The 20,318-nt window shown below is 69.1% G+C and carries 25 protein-coding genes; 12 read left to right on the forward strand and 13 right to left on the reverse strand.

The window, feature by feature from the left end:
- Window positions 1-57: 57 nt before the first annotated feature.
- From yejK to OCT48_RS06770, 5 genes are all read right to left on the reverse strand, one after another.
- Window positions 58-1,062 carry a nucleoid-associated protein YejK gene (gene yejK / locus OCT48_RS06750; RefSeq protein ID WP_263591936.1) on the reverse strand — a complete coding sequence of 335 codons (1,005 nt, stop codon included), beginning with the start codon at window positions 1,060-1,062 and terminating at the stop codon, window positions 58-60.
- A gap of 68 nt (window positions 1,063-1,130) precedes the next feature.
- Complete coding sequence (locus OCT48_RS06755) at window positions 1,131-1,892, reverse strand: ABC transporter permease (protein ID WP_183385160.1); 762 nt, start codon at window positions 1,890-1,892, stop codon at window positions 1,131-1,133.
- Complete coding sequence (locus OCT48_RS06760; protein ID WP_263591937.1) at window positions 1,889-2,833, reverse strand: ABC transporter ATP-binding protein; 945 nt, start codon at window positions 2,831-2,833, stop codon at window positions 1,889-1,891. Before OCT48_RS06760 ends, OCT48_RS06755 begins: the two co-directional genes overlap by 4 nt.
- On the reverse strand, window positions 2,826-3,032 hold the full coding sequence (locus OCT48_RS06765) for a DUF6494 family protein (protein ID WP_263591938.1): 207 nt from the start codon (window positions 3,030-3,032) through the stop codon (window positions 2,826-2,828). The genes OCT48_RS06760 and OCT48_RS06765 overlap by 8 nt, the downstream gene beginning before the upstream one ends.
- Before the next feature lie 161 nt (window positions 3,033-3,193).
- Entirely contained in the window at window positions 3,194-3,472 is a 279-nt protein-coding gene (locus OCT48_RS06770; RefSeq protein WP_263591939.1) for a peptidylprolyl isomerase, read from the reverse strand.
- Between the two features lie 129 nt (window positions 3,473-3,601).
- On the opposite strand from OCT48_RS06770, the gene OCT48_RS06775 reads away from it, so the two are divergent.
- Window positions 3,602-4,060, forward strand: coding sequence for an HIT family protein (locus tag OCT48_RS06775; RefSeq protein ID WP_263591940.1), 459 nt, complete (start codon window positions 3,602-3,604; stop codon window positions 4,058-4,060).
- A gap of 206 nt (window positions 4,061-4,266) precedes the next feature.
- Window positions 4,267-4,884: a cell wall hydrolase gene (locus tag OCT48_RS06780; RefSeq protein WP_263591941.1), complete on the forward strand. Its 618-nt coding sequence runs from the start codon at window positions 4,267-4,269 to the stop codon at window positions 4,882-4,884.
- Window positions 4,885-4,985: 101 nt separating this feature from the next.
- Here the strand turns inward: OCT48_RS06780 and OCT48_RS06785 are convergent, their stop codons facing one another.
- Window positions 4,986-5,897, reverse strand: a complete 912-nt coding sequence (locus tag OCT48_RS06785) for a LysR family transcriptional regulator (RefSeq protein ID WP_263591942.1) — start codon at window positions 5,895-5,897, stop codon at window positions 4,986-4,988.
- 305 nt (window positions 5,898-6,202) lie between these two features.
- Between OCT48_RS06785 and OCT48_RS06790 the strand changes: the two genes are divergently transcribed.
- The 4 genes from OCT48_RS06790 to OCT48_RS06805 all read left to right on the forward strand — a co-directional run bounded on the left by OCT48_RS06790 (window position 6,203) and on the right by OCT48_RS06805 (window position 9,425).
- Window positions 6,203-7,072, forward strand: a complete 870-nt coding sequence (locus OCT48_RS06790; protein WP_263591943.1) for a pirin family protein — start codon at window positions 6,203-6,205, stop codon at window positions 7,070-7,072.
- Window positions 7,073-7,149: 77 nt separating this feature from the next.
- Window positions 7,150-7,773, forward strand: coding sequence for an isochorismate family cysteine hydrolase YcaC (gene ycaC / locus OCT48_RS06795; RefSeq protein WP_263591944.1), 624 nt, complete (start codon window positions 7,150-7,152; stop codon window positions 7,771-7,773).
- A gap of 103 nt (window positions 7,774-7,876) precedes the next feature.
- Window positions 7,877-8,818 carry a pirin family protein gene (locus OCT48_RS06800; RefSeq protein ID WP_263591945.1) on the forward strand — a complete coding sequence of 314 codons (942 nt, stop codon included), beginning with the start codon at window positions 7,877-7,879 and terminating at the stop codon, window positions 8,816-8,818.
- Between the two features lie 28 nt (window positions 8,819-8,846).
- The gene (locus OCT48_RS06805) at window positions 8,847-9,425 is read left to right on the forward strand and encodes an antibiotic biosynthesis monooxygenase (protein ID WP_263591946.1); all 579 of its coding nucleotides are present in this window, start codon (window positions 8,847-8,849) and stop codon (window positions 9,423-9,425) included.
- Between the two features lie 8 nt (window positions 9,426-9,433).
- Here OCT48_RS06805 and OCT48_RS06810 read toward each other — a convergent pair whose 3' ends face one another.
- The gene (locus tag OCT48_RS06810; RefSeq protein ID WP_263591947.1) at window positions 9,434-10,018 is read right to left on the reverse strand and encodes a DUF1826 domain-containing protein; all 585 of its coding nucleotides are present in this window, start codon (window positions 10,016-10,018) and stop codon (window positions 9,434-9,436) included.
- Window positions 10,019-10,220: 202 nt separating this feature from the next.
- Between OCT48_RS06810 and OCT48_RS06815 the strand changes: the two genes are divergently transcribed.
- The 3 genes from OCT48_RS06815 to folE2 are packed head-to-tail and all read left to right on the forward strand — an operon-like array spanning window position 10,221 to window position 11,808.
- Window positions 10,221-10,652, forward strand: a complete 432-nt coding sequence (locus OCT48_RS06815; protein WP_263591948.1) for a TraR/DksA family transcriptional regulator — start codon at window positions 10,221-10,223, stop codon at window positions 10,650-10,652.
- On the forward strand, window positions 10,649-10,903 hold the full coding sequence (locus OCT48_RS06820; protein ID WP_263591949.1) for a hypothetical protein: 255 nt from the start codon (window positions 10,649-10,651) through the stop codon (window positions 10,901-10,903). Before OCT48_RS06815 ends, OCT48_RS06820 begins: the two co-directional genes overlap by 4 nt.
- Window positions 10,900-11,808: a GTP cyclohydrolase FolE2 gene (folE2, locus tag OCT48_RS06825; RefSeq protein WP_263591950.1), complete on the forward strand. Its 909-nt coding sequence runs from the start codon at window positions 10,900-10,902 to the stop codon at window positions 11,806-11,808. The genes OCT48_RS06820 and folE2 overlap by 4 nt, the downstream gene beginning before the upstream one ends.
- Window positions 11,809-11,855: 47 nt before the next feature.
- Here folE2 and OCT48_RS06830 read toward each other — a convergent pair whose 3' ends face one another.
- The 3 genes from OCT48_RS06830 to OCT48_RS06840 are packed head-to-tail and all read right to left on the reverse strand — an operon-like array spanning window position 11,856 to window position 13,866.
- Complete coding sequence (locus OCT48_RS06830; protein WP_263591951.1) at window positions 11,856-12,680, reverse strand: metal ABC transporter permease; 825 nt, start codon at window positions 12,678-12,680, stop codon at window positions 11,856-11,858.
- The gene (locus OCT48_RS06835; protein WP_263591952.1) at window positions 12,677-13,393 is read right to left on the reverse strand and encodes a metal ABC transporter ATP-binding protein; all 717 of its coding nucleotides are present in this window, start codon (window positions 13,391-13,393) and stop codon (window positions 12,677-12,679) included. Before OCT48_RS06835 ends, OCT48_RS06830 begins: the two co-directional genes overlap by 4 nt.
- Window positions 13,381-13,866 carry a transcriptional repressor gene (locus tag OCT48_RS06840; RefSeq protein ID WP_263591953.1) on the reverse strand — a complete coding sequence of 162 codons (486 nt, stop codon included), beginning with the start codon at window positions 13,864-13,866 and terminating at the stop codon, window positions 13,381-13,383. The genes OCT48_RS06835 and OCT48_RS06840 overlap by 13 nt, the downstream gene beginning before the upstream one ends.
- A gap of 81 nt (window positions 13,867-13,947) precedes the next feature.
- On the opposite strand from OCT48_RS06840, the gene OCT48_RS06845 reads away from it, so the two are divergent.
- The 3 genes from OCT48_RS06845 to OCT48_RS06855 all read left to right on the forward strand — a co-directional run bounded on the left by OCT48_RS06845 (window position 13,948) and on the right by OCT48_RS06855 (window position 16,529).
- Complete coding sequence (locus tag OCT48_RS06845; protein ID WP_263591954.1) at window positions 13,948-14,952, forward strand: zinc ABC transporter substrate-binding protein; 1,005 nt, start codon at window positions 13,948-13,950, stop codon at window positions 14,950-14,952.
- Window positions 14,953-15,112: 160 nt separating this feature from the next.
- Complete coding sequence (locus tag OCT48_RS06850; protein WP_263591955.1) at window positions 15,113-15,850, forward strand: hypothetical protein; 738 nt, start codon at window positions 15,113-15,115, stop codon at window positions 15,848-15,850.
- Window positions 15,851-16,253: 403 nt separating this feature from the next.
- Window positions 16,254-16,529 (forward strand): hypothetical protein, encoded by a 276-nt coding sequence (locus tag OCT48_RS06855; RefSeq protein ID WP_263591956.1) that lies wholly within the window; start codon window positions 16,254-16,256, stop codon window positions 16,527-16,529.
- Between the two features lie 110 nt (window positions 16,530-16,639).
- Here OCT48_RS06855 and OCT48_RS06860 read toward each other — a convergent pair whose 3' ends face one another.
- From OCT48_RS06860 to OCT48_RS06870, 3 genes are all read right to left on the reverse strand, one after another.
- Complete coding sequence (locus OCT48_RS06860; protein ID WP_263591957.1) at window positions 16,640-17,125, reverse strand: SRPBCC family protein; 486 nt, start codon at window positions 17,123-17,125, stop codon at window positions 16,640-16,642.
- A 177-nt stretch (window positions 17,126-17,302) separates the two neighbouring features.
- Window positions 17,303-18,787: a sodium:proton antiporter NhaD gene (gene nhaD / locus OCT48_RS06865; protein ID WP_263591958.1), complete on the reverse strand. Its 1,485-nt coding sequence runs from the start codon at window positions 18,785-18,787 to the stop codon at window positions 17,303-17,305.
- Window positions 18,788-19,163: 376 nt separating this feature from the next.
- Window positions 19,164-20,318 carry a ChaN family lipoprotein gene (locus OCT48_RS06870; RefSeq protein WP_263591959.1) on the reverse strand — a complete coding sequence of 385 codons (1,155 nt, stop codon included), beginning with the start codon at window positions 20,316-20,318 and terminating at the stop codon, window positions 19,164-19,166.

The following is a 20,318-nucleotide window of genomic DNA, read 5'->3' on the forward strand; positions in this document are numbered from 1 at the left end:
CCCTTTCGACAGACTAGTTCGGCTTGGCGTCTCCCGCGATAGGCGGCTGCGGGCGCATCACTCCTGGCGCCGCTTGAGCTGGTCACGCAGGCCGTTGGGCACCTTCTTGATGATCAAGCGATCCTGCTCCTCATCGTACTCCACGGCGGCCCCCAGCAGGTGGGAGTCGAAGCTGATCGACACGCCCGCCGCGCGCCCGGTGAAGCGCCGGAACGCCTTGAGGGTGCGCTTGTCCGGCGGGATCTCCGGCGCCAGGCCATAGTCGCTGTTGCGGATGTGATCGAAGAAGGCCTTGGGCTGCTGCTCGTCGACCAGCTCGGAGAGTTCCTCCAGGGTGATCGGCTCGCCACGGCTCGCCTGGTCGCTGGCGTAGTCGATCAGGGCGTCGGTCTTCTCGCGGCTCGCCTCCTCGGGCAGGTCCTCCTGCTCCACGTAGTCGCTGAAGGCCTTGAGCAGGGTGCGGGTCTCCTGGGTGGCATCGACCTGCTCCCGTGCTCCCAGCACCTCGGCGAAGCCCTCGGCCAGCTTCTTGCCGCCGCGGTCGCGGGTCCAGGACAGGTAGGGGTGCGAGGACGAGCCGCCCTGCCACTGGCCGATGTCGAGCCGCGCGGCCAGCGTCATCTGGGTCAGGTTGAGCTGGTGGCTCGGCACCACCTCGAGCGTCTCGCTGATGCCGAATCCCTGGCGATGGTGCAGCAGTGCCATGATCAGGTAACGGGCCTCGCCCTGGCGGTGGTCGATGACCAGGAAGTGGCCGCCCACCGGCAGGTGAGCATCGATCAGCGGGGCCAGGCGCTCGGCCAGCGCCCGGGTCAGCTCGGCGAAGTCGAGGCCGTCCTCCAGGTAGCGGGCCAGCGCGACGGGAAAGGGGCCGGCGGCCTCCTCGTCGTCGACGAAGCGGCCCCAGGTCTTGGTCTTGGCGTGATAGGCGTCGCCCAGCCCGGCGAGCAGGTCGTCGAGTGCCGGGGAGGCGGCCAGTTCCGCCTGGGCGGGCGCGAGGCGCGCCGGCGTCTCGCCGTCGCCCTTGTCGATGCGGTGGATGATGCTGTGCAGGATCGGCATGGGGGACCTCGCGACTTGCGGTGGAAAGGCGGCGATGATACCGCAGCCACCCCGTACTCGGCTGCCCCTCAGGGCTTGAGGCGATAGCCGGTGCGGAAGATCCAGCTGACCACCGCCAGCGAGACCGCCAGGAACAGCGCGATCATGCCCAGGCTCGCCCAGATGCTGACGTCGCCCAGGCCGTAGAAGCTCCAGCGAAAGCCGCTGACCAGGTAGACCACCGGGTTGGCCAGCGTCACCGCCTGCCAGAAGGGCGGCAGCATGTCGATGGAGTAGAAGGTGCCGCCGAGGAAGGTCAGCGGGGTGATCACCAGCAGGGGGACCAGCTGCAGCTTCTCGAAGCCGTCGGCCCAGATGCCGATGATGAAGCCGAGCAGGCTGAAGGTCAGCGCCGTGAGCACCAGGAACAGCAGCATCACCAGCGGATGGGCGATGGAGAAGGGCACGAAGAGGCTGGCCGTGCCGAGCACGATCAATCCCAGGAGCACCGACTTGGTGGCCGCCGCGCCGACGAAGCCGAGCACCACCTCGAAGTACGAGATGGGGGCGGAGAGGATCTCGTAGATCGACCCCGAGAAGCGCGGGAAGAAGATCCCGAAGGAGGCGTTGGAGACGCTCTGGGTCAGCAGCATCAGCATGATCAGGCCGGGCACGATGAAGGCCCCGTAGCTGACCCCGTCCACCTCGCTGATGCGGGTGCCGATGGCCGCGCCGAACACCACGAAGTACAGCGAGGTGGAGATCACCGGCGAGACGATGCTCTGCAGCACCGTACGCAGGCTGCGGGCCATCTCCGCCAGGTAGATGGTCTTCACGGACTGCAGGTTCATGTGCGCTCCCTGACCAGGTTGACGAAGATTTCCTCCAGCGAGCTCTGCCGGGTGTGGAGGTCCTTGAAGCGGATGCCGGCGGCATCGAGGTCGGCCAGCAGCTCGGCGATGCCGGCCTGGTCGTCTTCGCCGTTGTGGCGGCCGTCATAGGTGTAGACCAGGGCATGGCCGTCATCGGCCAGGGTCAGCCGGTGGCCGTTGAGGGTGGTCGGTACCCGCGAGATCGGCTCGCGCAGGTGCAGCGTCAGTTCCTTTCTACCGAGCTTGCGCATCAGCTCGCGCTTCTCCTCCACCAGCACCAGCGAGCCGCCGCGGATCACCCCGATGCGGTCGGCCATTTCCTCCGCCTCCTCGATGTAGTGGGTGGTCAGGATGATGGTCACCCCGCTGTCGCGCAGGCCCCGCACCACCTCCCACATGTCGCGGCGCAGCTCGACATCGACGCCGGCGGTGGGCTCGTCGAGAAAGAGGATCTCGGGCTCGTGGGCCAGCGCCTTGGCGATCAGCACCCGGCGCTTCATGCCCCCGGAGAGGGTGATCAGCCGGTTGCGCCGCTTTTCCCAGAGCGACAGCGAGCGCAGCACCTTCTCGATATGGGCGGGATCCTTCGGCTTGCCGAACAGCCCGCGGCTGAAGCTCACCGTGTCCCAGACCGTGGAGAAGGCCTCGCTGGTCAGTTCCTGGGGAACCAGGCCGATGCGTTCCCGGGCGCGGCGGAAGTCGCGGACGTTGTCGTGGCCATCCACCAGCACCCGGCCCTGGCTGGCATTGACCAGGCCGCAGATCACGCTGATCAGGGTCGTCTTGCCGGCGCCGTTGGGGCCGAGCAGGGCGAAGATCTCGCCGCGGCGGATCGCGAGGTCCACATCGCTGAGCGCCTGGAACCCGCTGTCATAGGTCTTCGACAGGCCCTCGACGCGGATCACGGTGTCGTCACTCAAGCTCGATGTCTCCCCGGAACTCCACCTTCAGCTCGAGCCCGGCCACCTCCAGCGTCACACTGGCCGGCAAGGACTCGTCACCCGCCAGTCGTCCCTCGGCCAGCGCCTGGGCCACGGCCTCCTCGATGTGCTGCTGGGACTGGACCCCGACGGTCTTCAGCAGCTTGCGGATGCTCTGGTGAAAGGTCTCGTCATTCATCGGTATTTCCTTATGGGTGGGCTGCCCTCCCATCCTAGCGCGGCTGGCGCCATGGAACATCGCCCACCAAAGACGAAAGCCGCGGTGGTGGCCCACACGCGGCTTTCGTTGGTCAGGGTCCGCCTGGGAGGACGCCGGGGATCGCGGGTCCTCACCGCGGATCAGGTGCGGCTGGTGACTTCCAGCAGGTGGTAGCCGAACTGGGTCTTCACGGGACCCTGGACCTTGTTGAGCTCAGCGGAGAACACGACCTTGTCGAACTCCGGCACCATCTGGCCCGGGCCGAAGCTGCCGAGCTCGCCGCCCTGGTGGCCGGACGGGCACTGGGAATGTTCGCGGGCGACCTCGGCGAAGTCGCGGCCGCCTTCGATCTCGGCCTTGAGGGCCTGGCACTGTTCTTCGCTGCTGACCAGGATGTGACGGGCGGATGCCTGAGTCATGGGAATCTCCTCACAGGGGCATGATAGGGTGGTGGATGAAGGGACAAGGATACCACGCCGGCCCCGCGGTGGGACGCCACAACGGCGCGCTTGGCCGCGCTGGTCAGCCGGCTCAAGGAGGAACCACCCATGAGCTGCATTTTCTGTGACATCGTCGCGGGGCGCTCGCCCTGTCATCGGATATGGGAAGACGAGGCGCACCTGGCCTTCCTCTCCCTCTACCCCAATACGCCGGGCTTCACCGTGGTGATTCCCAAGGTCCACCACGCGAGCTATGCCTTCGACCAGTCGGACGAGGTGCTGTGCCAGTTGATGCTCGCCACCAAGCGCGTGGCTCGGTTGCTGGACCGGGCGCTGGAAGGCGTCGCCCGCACTGGCATGTTCTTCGAGGGCTACGGCGTCGATCACCTCCACAGCAAGCTGTTTCCCATGCATGGCACGGGCAACGACCCGACCTTCCAGGCCGTGGAGTCACGGGTGGACAAGTACTTCGAGCGCTACGAGGGTTACCTGTCCTCGCACGATTACCGCCGGGCCGACGACGAGCGGCTCGCCGAACTCGCCGCCCGGATCCGCACCTTCGCCTAGCCTCCTGGCCCCCTGGCCCCCTGGGATCCCCCTGACAGCGCCCGTCATGGCGGGCTTGAGGCTACACTGAGATGGCATCGGCCCGCCCTGCGGGGCGGCACGATGGGTCTCGCCAGCCGCTGTCCGGGCCTGCCGATCCGGGTGTCGTCGGCGTCCCGGCGACTGTCGAGGAAGTTGGCCTGGCGAGAGACGCCCGGAGACATGGCATGCGCCAGTCTTGGCGTTTCTTCGTGTGTTGGCTGGCCGCCGGCCTGCTGGTGCCCCTGGCCATGGCGGACGAGTCGGCCGAGGTGGCCGAGCGCAAGGCGGCGCAGCTGGAGCAAAGTGTGGCGGAGGCGGGCGAGGACGGCCCCGACACGCCGGCCGTCACCATCGAAAAGCCGGAGGCCCAGGCGGTCGACCCGAGCGGTGAAGAGCCGCTGGACGATGCCATCACCTGCCTGGCCCGCAGCATCTACTGGGAGGCCCGGGGCGAAACGGTCGCCGACATGGAGGCCGTGGCCAATGTGGTGATGAACCGCCTCGCCCACGAGGGCTTCCCCGACACGGTCTGCGCGGTGGTCAGGCAGGGGGCCGAGCAGGGCGCCTGCCAGTTCTCCTGGTGGTGTGACGGTCGTGTGGACGAGGCCGACGAGGACGCCGCCTATGCGCAGGCCAAGGAGATCGCCCGGCGCGCCCTCAACCAGCAGCTCAGCGACCGCACCGACGGTGCCCTCTATTTCCACCACCGCTCGGTGTTCCCTCCCTGGGCCGCGGAATTCGACAAGACGGTCGACGTCGGCAGGTTCGCCTTCTACCGGCCCCGCGGCGGGGCGTCTCACTAGGAGCCTGTCGGATTTGACCGATCGTCACGAGATTCACGGATTTCGAGTCAAATTTATCGATCTGTTGAGGCGAGTAGCGTGCTATTTAACGAAGCAGGCTCCTAGGCCAGGATGAAATCCTCTTCCGCGATTTCCTCGGCGAGGAAGTCCAGCAGGGCCCGGACCGAGGGCAGCAGGCAGCGCCGGGAGGGAAAGACGGCATGCAGGATGCCGCCGCGGGGCTCCCAGCCCGGCAGCACATCGACCAGCCGGCCGGCCTGGAGGTCGCGCTCGGCGACCAGCAGGCCCAGCTTGACCACACCCATCCCGGCCAGGGCCGCTTCATGCAGTGTCTCGGCGCTGTCCGTCACCAGGCGCGGCCGGTGGTGGACCTGGGCGGTGGCACCCTCGGGGCCCACCAGGTCCCAGGCGTGCTGCTTGTGGTATTGCTCGAAATCCAGACTGGGCAGCTGGCACAGGTCGGCAGGCGTGCGGGGGCGCGGGCGGTCCGCGAACAGGCCGGGGGCCGCCACCAGCCGCTGGGGGCTGCGCGACAGGACCTTCATGGTCAGGTCGCTGTCTTCCAGGGGCGGGAAGCGGATGCGGATCGCCATGTCGAAGCCTTCCTTGACCACGTCGACGCGCCGGCTGGTGGCCTCGACCTGCACCTCCACCTTCGGACACCGGGCCATGAAGCGAACCAGCAGGGGGGTGATCAGGTAGTGCAGCACGCTGGGGGAGCAGCTCAGCCGTACGGTGCCCTGCGGCTCGGCGCGGTGGCGCGCGATCAGCTCCTCGGCGGCCTCCGCTTCCACCAGCATCGCCACGCAGTGTCGGTAGTAGGCCTGGCCGAGCTCGGTCACCGAGACATGCCGCGTCGAACGCTGAAGCAGCCGGGTCGCCAGGCGCTCCTCCAGCTGGCCGATGCGCCGGCTCAGCTTGGACTTGGGGATGCCCAGGGCGCGGCCGGCGGGGGCGAACCCTCCGTGATCCACCACCTGAACGAAGTAGTAGAGGTCGTTGAGGTCCGGCATTGATAACTCCTCACACAACCCTGCAGTAAGGATGGGCTTCCCCGGCGGCAAGTCCCGAAGTGTCGGACCATCGCGAGGGCGCTGTAAACCCGTCCTTGGGCGCTACTTTTGCTATCCATGGCAAAAGACCCTCGCTTCGTCTTGCCCCCGGCGCCCACCACCGCGGGGTGTTTGGAAAGGGGAGTTGATTGTTCTGTCAGTGGAACGGTCCGTCTGAATTCTACCATCTACTGTAGGCGGCGTTCCTTTCCTAGGCTTCCTGCATCGAGGCCACATGCCTCCCCACCACACTCTGGAGCCCGACCATGAAACAGATCCAGGCGGTATACGGCGCCCCCCACGGCCACTGGGTCGGCGACGGCTTCCCCGTGCGTTCCCTGTTCACCTATGACCGCATGGGCGCCGAGCACATCAGCCCCTTCCTGATGCTGGATCACGCCGGTCCCCACACCTTCAAGCCGGCCAAGCGGCCGCGCGGCGTGGGGCAGCATCCCCACCGCGGCTTCGAGACGGTGACCCTGGTCTACGAAGGGGAGCTCGAGCACCGCGATTCCACCGGCAGCGGCGGCAAGATCGGCGAGGGGGACGTGCAGTGGATGACCGCCGGTGCCGGCATCCTCCACGAGGAGTTCCACTCCCGGGCCTTCACCGCGCGAGGCGGCAGGCTGGAGATGGTGCAGCTCTGGGTCAACCTGCCGGCTCGGGACAAGGATACCCCGGCGGCCTACCAGACGCTGCTCGACGCCGACATTCCCAGCGTGCCGCTGGACGACGAGGCCGGCCGGGTGCGCGTGGTGGCGGGGGCGTATCTTGGACACGCGGGGCCCGCCAGCACCTTCACGCCGATCAACCTGTGGGACGTGCGGCTGGCCGCGGGCCGGCATGCCACCCTGCCGGTGCCGGACGGCCATACCACCCTGCTGGTGGTCCTGGAGGGCACCGTCCAGGTCAATGGCGAGACCATCGTGCGCGACGAGGCCGTGGTGAGCTTCGAACGTCGCGGCGAGGAGCTGCACCTCGAGGCCAACAACGGCGCCAAGCTGCTGCTGCTCAGCGGCGAACCCATCGAGGAGCCGGTCGTCGGCCACGGGCCCTTCGTGATGAACAGCGTGGAGGAGATCCACCAGGCCTTCGCCGACTTCCAGCGCGGGAAGTACGGCGCCCTGAACGACTAGCGGGGGAACTTCCGCTGGCGTGCTTGCCCGGCAGTTGGGCTGCCGGGCCTTTCCAACCCGATGAAAGGAGACCCACCATGTCCTTTACCTACAACCGCCTGGACAAGGATGACGTGGCCCTGCTGATGGTCGACCACCAGGCCGGCCTGCTGTCCCTGGTGCGCGACTACAGCCCGGACGAGTTCAAGAACAACGTCCTGGCGCTGGCCGATATCGCCAGGTTCTTCGACATCCCCACCATCCTCACCACCAGCTTCGAGGATGGCCCCAACGGGCCCATGGTGCCGGAGCTCAAGGAGGCGTTCCCCGATGCGCCCTACTTCGCCCGCCCGGGCCAGATCAACGCCTGGGACAACGAGGACTTCGTGGCGGCGGTCAAGGCCACCGGCAAGAAGCAGCTGCTGATCGCCGGCGTGGTCACCGAGGTCTGCGTGGCCTTCCCGGCGCTCTCCGCCCTGGAGGAGGAGTTCGAGGTGTTCGTGGTCACCGATGCCTCCGGCACCTTCAACCCGATTACCCGGGACGCCGCCTGGGATCGCATGTCCCAGGCCGGGGCCCAGATGGTCACCTGGTTCGGCGTCGGCTGTGAGCTGCATCGTGACTGGCGTAACGACATCGAAGGCTTCGGCGGCCTGCTGGCCGGCCATCTCCCGGCCTATGCCAACCTGATGCAGAGTTACGCCCAGCAGAGCCAGGGCTAAGCGCGGTCGACTCGGTCCCGAGCGATAGTCCAGGGGGCCGCCTATGCTGAAGGCGGCCCCCGTGGGGCCGAGCCCCGTTCGCTTCTTTCGAAAGGATACGCACATGAGCACTCTCGTCGATGATCGCGACCTGGCCTCGTCGCTGGACTGCCCGGTCGTCGAGGGCAGGCGGCTGGTCCAGCACGTGACGCCGCGCACCGCCGATGTCGGCGGCATCCCCGTCAACCGGGTGCTGCCGTCGCGGCAGCGGCGCCTGGTGGGCGCCTGGTGTTTCCTCGACCATGCCGGCCCGGCCGTCTTCAAGGGCGACTCCCGCGGCCTGCGGGTCGGTCCCCACCCCCATATCGGCCTGCAGACCTTCACCTGGATGATCGCGGGCGAGGTGCTGCACCGCGACAGCCTGGGCAACCGGCAGGTGATCCGCCCCGGCCAGGTCAACCTGATGACCGCCGGACGCGGCATCAGCCACACCGAGGAATCGGTGCCCGGCGAGAGCCAGCTGCATGCCGCCCAGCTATGGATCGCCCTGCCGGAGGCGGACCGACGCACCGACCCGCGCTTCGACCACTACCCGGACCTGCCGTCCTGGGAGGAGCAGGGCGTCGCCTTCACCCTGCTTACCGGCGAGTTCGCCGGCCGGCGGGCACCGACCCTGGCCTTCTCGCCGCTGGTCGGCCTGGATCTCGTCAGCCGGGAGGCGAGCACCCTGCGGCTGACGCTTCGGGAAGATTTCGAGTACGGCGTGCTGCCCCTGGAGGGCGAGCTGGCCATCGAGGGCGACCGCTTCGCGCCCAACGAGCTGGCCTACCTGGGCCGGGGCCGCGAGGCCGTCACCCTCGACTTGCCCGCAGGCGGCCGGGCCATCCTGATCGGTGGCGAGCCCCTGGACGAGGAGATCCTCATCTGGTGGAACCTCGTCGGCCACAGCAAGGCCGAGATCGCCGAGGCGCAGCGGGACTGGGAAGCCGGCAGCGAGCGCTTCGGCAGCATTCCCGACTACGACGGCGAGCGCCTGATGCCGCCGCCGCTACCCTGGAAGGGCTAAGGCAAGCCATCACCGAAGGGGCCAGGACATGATCGATCCCCATGCTTCCTCGCGGTCCGAAGGCGGCGAGGGCATCACTCTGCGCATCCACCATCGGGTGCGTCCCGACGCCAAGGACCGCTACGAGACCTGGCTGCGCCGGATCATCGCGGTCGCCGGGCGCTACGCCGGCCATCAGGGCGTGCATATCCTGAGGCCCCATGAGGGCGGCCAGGACTACGAGATCGCGGTGCGCTTCGCCTCCGAGGCCCAGGCCGAGCGCTGGCGCGCCTCCGATGACCGCCGCGAGCTGCTGGACGACATCCGCGATGCCCTGCAGCAGGACGAGGCGGTCGAGATCCTCAGCGGCATCGACTACTGGTTCACGCCCCAGGCGTCGACGGCCAGGCAGCCCGTCCGCTGGAAGCAGTGGCTGGTTACCACGGGCGTCATCTGGCCGTTGACCATGCTGGTACCGCTGCTCTGGCAGCCGCTCTTCTCCCTCTTTCCCCTGCTCGATAGCTGGGGGCTGCGACACGGGATCGTCGCCGCCACCGTGGTGGCCCTGGTGGTCTACCTGGTCATGCCCCGGGTGGTGCGCCTGGTGGCGCACTGGATGTTCGAGTAGGACCTTCCCTAGGCGGGGTCGATGGTCAGCAGTAGCCGCGGCTGGTCGGCCCCTATCGCCGGGCTGCGATGGACCAGCCCTCGGCCCTCGTTGCCGATCCAGCCGCTGCCCTTGAGCAGGGCGACATCCCCGGCCTGCAGTCGTTGGATGGCAGCATCCGCGAGGACGATATCCGGCTTGTCGGGGTGCGGGGCGCCGAGGCCGGCGCGGTCGACCGCCGCCTCGGGCAGCCACTCGCTGCCCGGGCCCAGGTAGGTGGTGACCAGCCGCACCGGCAGGTTGTCGCAGTGGAAGCGCGGGCACATGGGCGCGTCCAGCCGGCGCAGCCGCAGGCCCACCTCGTCGGTATCGAACAGGAACGCCATGGCCTCGGCCAGGGTCTGGATGTCCTCCACCAGGGGGCCGCAGGCGACGGGGCAGTGCAGCACCTCCCGCAGCGCGCTCCGCAAGGCATCGCCGGGTTCGCCACGCCAGGTGAAGGACAGGGGGCGCTTGGCCTGCGTCTCGGCCAGGGCACCGGCCAGCAGATCATGGGGCAGCGGACGGCGCAGCATGGCCAGGTTGATGGCGTCCTCGAAGATGCGTGGCAGCACCTCGATGTCCCCGCCTTCCGCCCAGTGAGGCGTCGTGGCGGGGGGGCGGGGCAGGGCAGGGGGGCGGTCAGCGGCATGGGCAACTCCTCGGCGGTAGCGTTCGGCACGCGTGAGTGGCTTGATTTAATGGTATGTTATAACGTATCTTTTTTTCGCCGTTTGAAGCCACCTTCCGCCCCGCTGCTCAGGAGAGTCCCCCGATATGGCGTACAGCGCAGAGGAGCGTCGCCTGCTGGCGATGCCCGACGAGGCCTACATGGACGACGAGCAGCGGGCCTTCTTTCGGCGCCGTCTGTTCGCCGAGCGAGAGATCATCGGGATGCGCCTTCAGGAGGTGCGCGAATCGATCGCCCACCATGAGCGTGGCGGCGATGAGCTCGATCAGGCCGCCGGCGAGGAAGAGATGCGCCTGGCGCTGCGCCAGGCGGATCGTGAGACCCGCCTGTTGCGCAACATCGATACGGCGCTGCGACGCCTCGACGAGGGCGAATACGGTTATTGCGAGGAGACGGGCCTGCCGATCGGCCTGGCCCGCCTGATGTTTCGTCCCACGGCACGGCTCTGCGTCGAGGCCAAGGCACGTCAGGAACAACGGGAACGCCATTACCACAAGGCGAGAGGAGATACCCGATGAGCCAGTCTCAGTCCCTGCCCGGCCCCTTCGCCGACCGGCTGTTGATCAGCAAGGCGGACCCGGTGTCGGACGATCACGTCTCCCCCGCCGCCGAGCAGCTCCGGGTCACACGGGGCGCTCTGGCCGCCGACCTGCTGATCGGGACCGGGCTGCACACGGGCGACGAAAGCCCCCATGCCGACGGCATCCCGCGGTTCGTCTTCATTACCCACGACATCGAGGCGGAGACCGCCGAGGACCCGAACGCATGACGCAAACCTCACTCATCGACATCGCCGAGGGCAGCGCCCATCAGCCCGCCATCCTGGCCTGGGTCGGCATGGAGGGCATCGACCTGCCGCTGCAGGTGGCGGGGCAGCCCATGGCCGCCCGGGCCGACGCGGGGGTCAGCCTGGACGACACCGAGGCCCGGGGCATCCACATGTCGCGGCTCTACCTGGCCCTCGAGCGCCTGGTCGGCCAGGACCTCACCCCGACGCGGTTGCGCGAGGTGCTGGCGCATTTCCTCGACAGCCACCACGGGCTCTCGCAGAGCGCCTTCCTCGAGTTCGAGGGCGAGGCCATGCTGCGCCGGCCCGCCCTGGTCAGCCCCCTGGCGGGCTGGAAGGCCTATCCCCTGGCCATCCGCAGCCGCCTCACCTCCGCGGGTTTCGAGGCGCGGCTGGAGCTGAGCATCGGCTACTCCTCGACCTGTCCCTGCTCCGCGGCCCTGGCCCGCCAGCTCATCCAGGAACGCTTCGACCGCGACTTCGCCGGGGAGCAGGCCGTCGACCGCGAGGCCGTGCGGGCCTGGCTGGGCAACGAGCAGGGCATCGCCGCCACGCCGCACAGCCAGCGCAGCCAGGCGCATCTCCAGCTGCGGCTGGCTCCCGACACCGAGACTCTGCCCGTGGTCGAGGTCATCGACCGGGTGGAGTCGGCCCTGGGCACGGCCCTGCAGACGGCGGTCAAGCGGGTCGACGAGCAGGCCTTCGCCCTGGCCAACGGGCAGAACCTGATGTTCTGCGAGGACGCCGCCCGTCGGCTGGATCGCGTCCTGCGCGAGCAGCCCGGCGTGATCGGCTTCCGGCTGCGGGTGGTGCACGCCGAGAGCCTGCACGCCCATGACGCCGTGGCGCGCAGCCAGTGGAACTGGCGCGAGGCAGGGCCGATCTGACGCCTCGATCCATCGGCCGAGAGGGCGCGACGAGAAGGCTCGCCCGCCTATTGGCGTGGTCCGGTGGACCGCGGGGCCGTGGGCCCGAGCCGCCGTCCGACCAGGCTGGCCGCCAGGAACAGCAGCGTCGCCAGGCAGACGATGGTGGGGCCGGTGGGGGTGTCCAGGCGATAGGCGGCGGCCAGGCCGCCGTTGGCCGAGAGGACGCCGATCGCCGCCGCGACCAGCACCATGCGTTCCGGGGTACGGCTGAAGGGCCGGGCCGCGGCGGCGGGGATGATCAGCAAGGCGGCGATCAGCAGCACGCCCACCACCTTGATGGCCACGGCCACCACCATCGCCAGGCACAGCGTGAGCACCAGCTGCTCGCGCTTCGGGTCGATGCCGCTGGCATGGGCCAGGTCCGGGCTCAGGGTGGCGGTCAGCAGGGCCGACCAGCGCAGGCCGAGCAAGGCCAGCACCAGCAGCGCGCCGCCCCAGATGATCGCCAGGTCCGCCCGGCTCACGGCCAGGATATCGCCGACGAGATAGCCCATGAGGTCGATGCGCACGCCGGAGACGAAGGAGACCGCTACCAGCCCGAAGGCCAGCGCCGAGTGGGCCGTGACGCCCAGCAGGGTATCCATGGCGTAGCCCCGGCCGCTCAGCACCGACACGGTCACCGCCATCAGCAAGGAGACCGTCAGCACCCCGGCGAACAGCGAGGTGGACAGCACCAGGGAGAGTGCCACCCCGAGGATGGCCGCATGGGCGGTGGCGTCGCCGAAATAGGCCATGCGTCGCCAGACCACGAAGCAGCCCAGCGGCGCGGCGGCCAGGGCCACGCCGGTACCGCCCAGGGCCGCGCGGACCAGGAAGTCGTCGAGCATCATGGCAAGGCCTCCGTGAGGGCGTGATCGTGTCGGTAGAAGGCCACCGCGTCCCGCTCGTCGATGCCCAGCAGGTTGCGGTAGGCCGGAGAGCTGGCCACCGCCTCGGGCCGGCCCTGGCAGCAGATGTGGCCGTTGAGGCAGATCACGCGGTCCGAGGCCTTCATCACCACGTGCAGCTCGTGGCTGACCATCAGCACGCTGCAGCCGAGCTCCCGGCGCACGCGGTCGATCTGGCGATAGAAGGCCGCCGTGGCGCGATGGTCGAGACCCTGGTTGGCCTCGTCGAGGATCAGCAGGTCGGGCCGCCCGAGCAGGGCGCGGGCCAGCAGCACGCGCTGGAACTGGCCCCCCGAGAGCGTGGCCATCTGGCGGTCGGCCAGCCCCTCGGCGCCGGCCTGCTCGAGTGCCCGGTGCAGGGCGTCGGCGGGCCGGCGCCGGGGCAGGGCCATGAAGCGGGCCACGGTCATGGGCAGCGTCGGATCGATGTGCAGGCGTTGCGGCACATAGCCGAGGGTCAACGCCGAGTGGTGCTCGATCTTGCCCCGGGTCGGCGTCAGGGCACCGATGATCACCCGCAGCAGGGTGGTCTTGCCCGAGCCGTTCGGTCCCACGACGGTCACGATCTCGCCCGCCTGCAGGGCCAGGTCGATGCCCGCCAGGATGGTGTTGCCGCGCCGGGTGACGCCGATGTCGTGCAGGGTCAGCAGGGGCATGGAGTGTCCTCGTGACGGCAGGTGGCGCAGAGTCCGTGCATCTCGATCATGGTGGCGTCGACCCGGAAGCCGGCTCCCCCGGGCGGCGCCACCATCCCGGTGGTGCCCGGCTCGAGGAGGATCTCCTCGACCGACCCGCAACGCCGGCACAGGGTGAAGGCCGCCTCATGGCGCGCTTCCGGTGCGCGGCAGGCGACGAAGGCGTTGGCGCTCTCCAGGCGGTGGACGAGGCCGTGATGGACCAGGAAGCGCAGCGCGCGATAGACGATCGGCGGCTGGGCGCCTGCGCCTTCCTCGGCCAGGCAATCGAGGATGTCGTAGGCCTTCATGGCCCGCCGGCGGTCGAGCAGGATCTCCAGGACCCGCCGACGGCCGGGCGTCAGCTGCAGGCGCCGTCGCCGGCAGAGGCGCTCCGCCTCGGCCAGCAGCCGGGGGGTTGGCGGTGAGGGAAGGACCGTGGTATCGCCTTGCATGCTGATGAGACACTTGGTAATTTTGGTGATGTTATATCATTACATAACATGGCCGGCAACGGGCCTTCTCGGAGATATCGCATGCTCGTCAGTTCCCGCTCGCTACTGCTTCCCTTGCTCGCCACCCCCGCCCTGGCGGCCGCCGAGGTCCCCACGGTGGCGGTGGACATCCCGCCGGTGCATGCCCTGGCCTCCCAGGTCATGGGGGACCTCGGTGCGCCCGAGCTGGTCATCCGGCCCGGTGCCTCGCCCCATGGCTACTCCATGCGTCCCTCCGAGGCCGCCAGCCTGGACCGGGCCGAGGTGGTGTTCTGGGTCGGGGAGGCGCTGACGCCCTGGCTCGAGCGCTCGCTCGCGTCATTGGCCGGCGACGCTACCACGGTCGAGCTGCTGGACGTGCCCGGCCTGGTCCGCCATGACTACCGCCACGGGGCCACCTTCGAGGCCCATGCGCATGGCGAGGAACCGGCGCATGGTCACCACGATACTGACGACCATGACCATGACCATGACCATGACCATGACCATGACCACCAGGTCGAGCGTGGCCATCAGCATGGCCATGAGGGCCCCGATCCCCATGCCTGGCTCGATCCTCGCAATGCCCAGGTCTGGCTGGGCGTCATGGCCGAGGCGCTGGCCGAGGCGGACCCGGCCCACGCCGCGACCTATCGGGAGAACGCCCTGCAGGGCCAGGCGGAGCTGGAGCGGCTGATCGAGGACGTCGAGCAGCGCCTGGCGGCGGCCGGGGAGTCCCGTTTCATCGTCTTCCACGATGCCTACCAGTACTTCGAGCGGCGCTTCGATGTGCCGGCCGCCGGTGCCATCTCCCTGGGCGATGCCTCCGACCCGAGCCCGGCGCGGGTGCGGGAGATCCAGCGCCGGGTCGAGGCGCTCGACATCGACTGCGTGTTCTCCGAGCCGCAGTACAATCCCGAGCTGGTGCGCAGCGTGTTCGGCGACATGGCCGTGGACACCTCGGTGGTCATCGATCCCCTGGGCGTGGGGCACTCGCCCGGTCCGGCTCTCTATGCCGGCGTCATCCACGACCTGGCGGAGGGCGTGGCACGTTGCGCGGCAGAGTGACGCCGGCTCGCCCCCAGGACGTGAGGCCTCGATGCAGGCGGCGGGAAGCGCCGGAAAGGTTGGCGATGCCTGACCGACGGGATTGCCCAGGGACATGCCATGTGCCAGCGTAAGGCCAGACGAGATCGAAGCGTTCCGTTGTGACCGAAATAGGCCGACCATGACGCCTGCGCCCTGCCTGGGCATCCTGCTGCCCGATGACGGGCCGGATGACTACGAGTGGTACACCCTGGGGACGACACGGCCCGACGCTGAGCGACTGCCCCGCCTCGAGATCGGCAGGATTCCCAGCGATGGCCACCATACCCCGGCCGCACTGTTGGCCCTCGGCGCCCCCGAACGGCTTGCCCCGGCCGGGACCGCGCTGGTAGCGGAGGGCGCCCAGGCGGTGGTCTGGGCCTGTACCAGCGCCAGCTTCGTCGGGGGCCTGGACTGGGCCCGGCAGCAGGCCGCCGCGCTGCAGGCCGCACTGGGCGTACCGGTCACGAGCACGGCGCTGGCCTTCCTCGAGGCCCTCGAGGCGCTGGGGCGCGACCACGTCGACCTGCTGAGCCCCTATCCCGATGATGTGACGCTGCGGCTGGTGAACTTCCTCCGTGAGGGGGGCGTCACGGTGCGCCACGCCAAGGCGCTGGACTGCCCCTATGCCGCCGATTCCCACCAGGCCGATCTCCTGGCGGAGATCCGCCGCTTCCGCGACCGGCACCCCGATCCCTCGATGCCCCTGCTGGTGCCCGACACGGCCGTCGACACGCTCGGTCGGCTGGCGGCGGTGGGCCGGGAGGCCGGCAGCGTCGTCCTGACCGCCAACCAGGTCAGCCTCTGGGCGGGGCTCAAGCGCCTCGGGTGGCCCGCCTGTCCGCCGACCCTGCTCGGTGATCTGGCGGCGGCACGCTAACCATGCTGGTATCGGTCGGTGCCCAAGGGCCGGTCCCGGGCGCTCAGTCCCGAGAATAGGGCGCCCATCAAGGTCGCCGGCCCATGGCCGGGTCTCTCGGCAGTCGAAAGCCTGATTTTGCATCGGCCACCGCCTTTTCCCCTGGGTTGCCGATACCCTCGGCTTCGCCAGGGACTATAGTTAATAGGCCAGGCCGGACGCCCACCCCAGGCGGCCAGAAGGCTAAGCGCAAAGAACCTGGGTCTATGTACCCCATGTGCGACCTCATCTTCTTCATGCGATTCCTCTTCTCTCTCACCAGGACCGGCCGGACCTGGCATGGTTGTCTGCGGATCGCCTTGACGAGGTGGATCAGGCCTCCGCGGAACGGCATTGATGGCTTCACGGCAGTTCGAGGTGTCCCATGAAACGCACGATTCTTACGACCTCGTTCGTCCTGTGCTTGCTGGCCTCCGCATCGGCGCTGGCCATGGATTCGTCGGCATTGCAGCAGCGCAGTGCGGGGCTACACACCGGCAGTGGTACCAGCCTGATGCAGGCCGGTGAGCTTCCGGTCCTGGCCAACGATTCCGCTTACTGGGAACAACGCAGTGCACGCCTGCACAAGGCGCTGGTTCCCCAGGAACAGCTCCAGGAGCAGCAGCGCAGCGTCAGGGAAGAGACTCCCTGGTGGCGGTAAGGCGGTGACAGCATGTCTCGGGCCGGGGCCTCGTGCCCCGGCCCTCTTGTTGGCGATGCCGGGCGGGAGCGCGCCTCGGCCTGGTGCGCTGAGCCGGGCCGTCGCGAGCGTCACTCCCGAGCCGGGGTGCTGGCCAGCAGCCGGACCCGGAGGAAGCCGGCCAGACCGAGCGCGCCTCGTCGCATCATGGCGTGATGGCTCCAGGTGAAGAGGGGGCGGGCGAGGGGAGCGAGCAGGTTCATCCAGCGCCGGCGGGTGCGCACCTGCCAGTGGTAGCGAACCTCGGTACCGTCTCCCGTCTCGCGGAGTTCCCAGCGTCCCACGCCCTCCAGGTCCCCCCGGGCCTCGGCCTCGATCAGCGTGGGCGGGCGCACCCGGGTCACGCGAATCGCGAAGCGCAATCGGTAGCCGAGGCGACTTCGCCAGGTATAGCGGTAGCGGCTGCCGATGCCCCGTCGGTCGCCCCGGGCCAGGGGTTCCACCTCGACCAGCCCCGGCCACCAGCCCGGCCACTGGTCCGGGTGGCTCAAGGCCCGGTAGACCCGGTCGATGGGCGCCTCGAGCCGCCAGCAGGTGACGAAACGGTAGAGTGTCATGGGTCAGGGGGCCGGAGCGGCTCTGGCTGTACTTGCCGAACAGCATAGCAGTGCCGTCACCCTCCCCGGGCCGATGGCGGCGGGCGTCGACGTCACGCCAAGCGGCGGGAGAGGGAGAGATGGCCCGCTTCGAGGAGCCATGGCGGGCCCGGCGCCGAGGCGCCGGGCGGGGCAGGATCAGTGGAAGACGTTGAAGCTCTCGGCATTCAGCCACAGGTGCATGAGCACGCTGGCGACATAGCCCAGGGCGATGACCGGGGCCCAGCGCATGTGGCCGGCGAAGGTGTAGATGCCCCGGGCCTGGCCCATCAGCGCCACCCCGGCCGCGGAGCCCACGGAGAGCAGGCTGCCGCCGACACCGGCGGTGAGGGTGATCAGCAGCCAGTTGCCCATGGACATGTCCGGCTCCATGGAGATGACCGCAAACATCACCGGAATGTTGTCGACCACCGCCGAGACCATGCCCAGCACGATGTTGGCCCAGGTGGGATCCCAGCCGGCATAGAGGCTCTCGGACAGCAGGGCCAGGTAGCCCATGAAGCCCAGGCCGCCCACGGACATCACCACGCCGTAGAAGAACAGCAGGGTATCCCACTCGGAGCGGGCGATACGCGTAAAGACGTCGAAGGGCACCACGCTGCCCAGCGCCTCGAGCTTGCGCCAGTCGCCGCGCTGGCTGTAGCGGGTACGCTTGCGGGCCAGGGAGCGCGGCAGGCTGCGGCGCAGGTAATAGCCGAAGAACTGCAGGAAGCCGAGGCCCATCATCATGCCCAGGGCCGGCGGCAGCTGCAGCACGGTATGGCAGAGCACGGCGATCACCACCGTCAGCAGGAACAGGAAGACGATGCGCCGGGCGCCGCGCTTGAGCCAGACCATCTCCTCGAGGGAGCCGGGCTTGCGGTTCCTGATGAAGGCGCTCATCACCAGGGCCGGCAGCAGGTAGTTGACCAGCGACGGCCCGAGCAGCTCGAAGAACTCCTGGAATTCCACCAGCTTGGCCTGCCATACCATCAGGGTGGTGATGTCGCCGAAGGGGCTGAAGGCGCCACCGGCATTCGAGGCCACCACGATGTTGACGCAGCACAGGTTGATGAAGCGCTTGTCACCCTCGGCCACCTTGAGCACCACCGCGCACATCAGCATGGCGGTGGTCAGGTTGTTGGCGACGGTCGAGATCCAGAAGGCCAGGATGCCGGTGATCCAGAACAGGGTGCGGTAGCTGAAGCCCTTCTGCACCATCCAGGCGCGCAGCTTGTCGAAGACGCGGCGCTCTTCCATGGCGTTGACGTAGGTCATCGCCACCAGCAGGAAGAGCAGCAGTTCGGTGTACTCCAGCAGGGTCTCGCCGAAGGCGTGCTCGGCGGCGTCCGGCAGGCCTTCCTGGACATAGATCCAACCGATCAACATCCAGATAAGGCCCGCCGCCACGAGCACGGGCTTCGACTTGCGCATGTGCAGCTGTTCCTCGGCCATCACCAGGCCATAGGCGACGAGGAACAGCATCACCGCGGTGAAGCCGCTCAGCGAATAGGTCAGGTCGAGCTCACCGGCACCGGCGGCCAGCACCGGTGGGCTGAACAGCGCCAGAACGACGAGCACGAGAACCCCTGGCCATCGGGCGCTGTGCCGGAGCCAGTGGGGGGAATGTCGGTGAGTCAGCATGAACGAAAACATCCTGGGAAAGATGGGAGGAGGGGGTGGAAGCGCGCAAGATTCTACATCAGGACCGGAGATATCACTATTTGGTCTGGTTGATCGACTTATGAAATGTCGTCATCGACGGGATATCCCGTCCTGCATGGCCGAGGATCCTGATGCCGGCGGGGCGTGCGTGGCGGCGGTAGTCTGAGGGGGAAAGCTTAAGGCTTTCTTAAGGAAGGGCGGGCCGCGGGGAGGACGGGCCCCGGGGACCCTCGTTCCCGGGCGTGGCGGGCGCACCGAGAGCGAGGCGGGGGCGCCGGCCAGGTGCCTGCGTCTCGCCGCCGGCATCCTGGACCACATGGCGGTGCCGGCCATGATGGTGCAGGACGCCACCGCGTCACGGGGGCGTGGCCGGGAAGCGGGCCAGCACCTCCCGGACATCGTCGTTGCGACGGATCACGAGGGGCAGCAGCGTCCCCGGGGGCTGCTCGCGGACCCGGGCGGACAGCTCCGCGGGGGCGTCCAGCGGCCGACCCGCCGCGGCGAGGATCACGTCGCCTTCGCGCAGGCCGGCCGCCGCGGCCACCGAGTCCGGCCCGACCGACTGGATCACCACCCCGACCGGGTGGGGGCCGATCATCACGCCGAGGCGCGGCGGCGCCGGGGGCGCGAAGGGAGCCTCGTCGCCGAGGGTGAAGTAGCCATCGGCCAGCCCCTCGGGTGGCGCCTGGCAGTCCGCTTGCCGCGGGCGTGGCATCAGGCTCTGCTGATCGGTCACGCCCAGGTCGGCCAGCTGATGGGGCACGCCGTGCCCGAAGGTCAGGTGGCGCAGGCCCATCAGGCCCACCACCAGGGCATCGCCCTCGGCGGCCTCGGCCAGGGCGCTGGCCATGGCCCGGTCCCAGACCAGCTGGGCGGCGACGAAGCGCTCCAGCGCGGCGGGATCGTCGTCCCCGGCATGCCGGTCGAAGGCCTCGGCCAGGGAGCGACGGTAGGCCGGCGAGGGGGCGGCGGGAGGCGGGATATCGAAGCGCTCCCCGGCGGGGACCGACGCCCAGCCGTCGCTGGCCAGCCGGCGACGCAGGGCGGGGGCGACGTTCAGCGCCCTGAGGGGCACCCCATGCATGCGGGCGAAGTGCAGGATCGGCAGGTAGAGGGCCGGGTCGAGGCTCCAGGCCGCCGCCCAGTCGCTGGCCTCGAGGAACGCGGCCTCATCGAGCTCACCGGCCACCCAGGCATCCAGGGCCGGCTGGGCCTCCCGGGGCAGCATCTCCAGGCCGATCACCATGTCGGGGCGCAGGGCATGCAGGCCGGCCAGGGTATGCAGCTGCCAGCGATGATGGGCCAGCCGGTCGTGCTCCTCGCCGAGCAGCACCACCGACTGGCGGGCCAGGTCGCGCATCAGCGCGTCGGCGGCCACCGGTGTGCCGTCGGCGGCCAGCCACTGGCCGGGCGCCGGGCAGGGCTCGGCCAGAGCGGTGAGCGGCAGGGCGAGCCCCGCCACCAGGGCCAGGCGGGACCCGAGGTCGGCGAGACGGGCACGTCGCGACAT

This window comes from Halomonas sp. M4R1S46 (assembly GCF_025725685.1).
GTDB lineage: Bacteria > Pseudomonadota > Gammaproteobacteria > Pseudomonadales > Halomonadaceae > Halomonas.